1 protein-coding gene is annotated in these 1,811 nt (G+C 52.2%); it reads right to left on the bottom strand.

Going from position 1 to position 1,811, the window contains the following annotated elements; all coding sequences use genetic code 11:
- Positions 1 to 92 precede the first annotated feature (92 nt).
- Positions 93 to 1,760 (bottom strand): transposase, encoded by a 1,668-nt coding sequence (locus tag BAA01_12350; protein ID OUM89783.1) that lies wholly within the window; start codon positions 1,758 to 1,760, stop codon positions 93 to 95.
- Between the last annotated feature and the right edge of the window lie 51 nt (positions 1,761 to 1,811).

Genomic DNA, 1,811 nt, shown 5'->3' on the forward strand with positions numbered 1-1,811 from the left:
CCCGAGTTCGACAGCGACTAGGCAAACAAAATGCCTCTGATCCCTTGATACAAAAGGGACGAGAGGCATTTGGGCATACTTCAGGCGTGTATCTAGGTGCGAGGATGGATGCCTAGAATCTTCGGAGGAGGCTCCAGTCCTAGAGCCGCAAAGAGTTGCGCTTGTTTGGCTGTCAGTTCGGTCCGTTGATACAGGTCGCCGTTTTTTGAAGAAAAATGTCCAAGCATGAGACGCTCACATTCGTCTCTTACTTTTGGCCACGATTCATGAGTTCGGATCTCCACGATCCGGACCAGCAAGAGAGCCAGCCAACTGAGCAGCACATGCGCCCGAATGCGGTCTTCTAGGCGATGATACATGGGACGCAGCTCGAGTGTCGATTTCAACGTCCGAAAGGCCTGCTCGATATCCACCAACTGCTTATACCCGAGCGCGACATCCTCGGCAGACAAGGTGTCATCGGATGTTCGAATGAGATATTTGCCATCGTACTTTTCCGCTTCACGAACCGCCTGCTTGTCGATGCGAAGCGTTCCATCTTTCAATTGGCGCAAGTATTTTCCGTAGGACGGATGGGAACGCAGCCGGCAGGTGGCCTTATGATGGACTTCGTTGGGAAGCTGGCGAAGCCCTTCCAACTCCTCTTTCAACGATTCGAGCAGCTTTTCCCGTTCCTTGCGCTCACGCTCGGCTTCGCTGGGATTGTACGCGAGAATATAGCGCTGACGCGCTTCCCCGTCGCCCACGATGATTGCTTTGATATGCAAGTTCTCCCGAACTTGTTGGTAACGCCCGCGACGGCTTAAGGCCTCTTCGACGGCAGCTTTGCCGGACCGCATTTTTTCGCCGACAATGTAGTGTCCTCCGGCCTGTTGCAGGATCCGCAAATTCTCTTCAGACGAAAACCCGCGGTCCATCACGCTGATGACACGCCCAAGTTTCCAGCCGATCAAGTCTTGTTTCACCTGTTTAATGACCGTCATGTCCATTGTATTGCCGGGCCATACCCAAGCGCGAATGGGGATTCCTTCCCGAGTGACGGCCAGTCCAATGACGATTTGGACTAAATCGGGACGCTTATCTTTGGAAAACCCCTGCTTTCGAAGCGATTCCCCTTCCGGTGTTTCAGAGGGATCCACTTCGAAGTACGACGAAGTCGTATCAAAGTAAATCAGGTCGACTCCCAAGTTCAATAAATCGGCCACGGCATGGAACACTTGGCGCTCCAATTCCGGCTGCACGGCCAGCAGCTCATCCATCGCCCGGTACAACTGATGGCTGGCGGCTTGGGGAAGATGGGGGATATGCACGTCTTTCTCTACCCACTCCTCCATTGCCAACTTGCTTGACGGATGAAGGGCGCGATTCGCCACCATGGCAAAAATAAGCCGTTCCAACGGGATCTGGTGATGCCGGGAAGCAAACAGGGAGTTGAGAATCTCTCCCAATCCTAGTTGTCTCCAGAGCTGATCCAAGAGCCAAACGCCGCCGAGGCGTTTGCTTGATTGAAACCGAAAGTCATCGGACACTTCTCCTGTCGACGTCTCGACTTCCCAAACCTGCTCAGGAGAAAGGAATCGCGAAATGCTTTTGGCCAGACGCTCCAAGACGGCGCGATCCACCTCATCTTCGCGCCCAAACGAATAAATCACCTTCGCTTTCGCATATTTGGCCTTCGGATCCCATTCGTTATGAGCAAGCTGAAGATACGCCACGGTCGTTCCATCTTTGTTTTTGCGTGTGACTCGCCGTATGTACATGCCTATATTATAACCGATATTTAGCTATTTTAAAAGTTAAAATTAATAAAT

Source organism: Bacillus thermozeamaize, assembly GCA_002159075.1.
Lineage (GTDB): Bacteria > Bacillota > Bacilli > ZCTH02-B2 > ZCTH02-B2 > Bacillus_BB > Bacillus_BB thermozeamaize.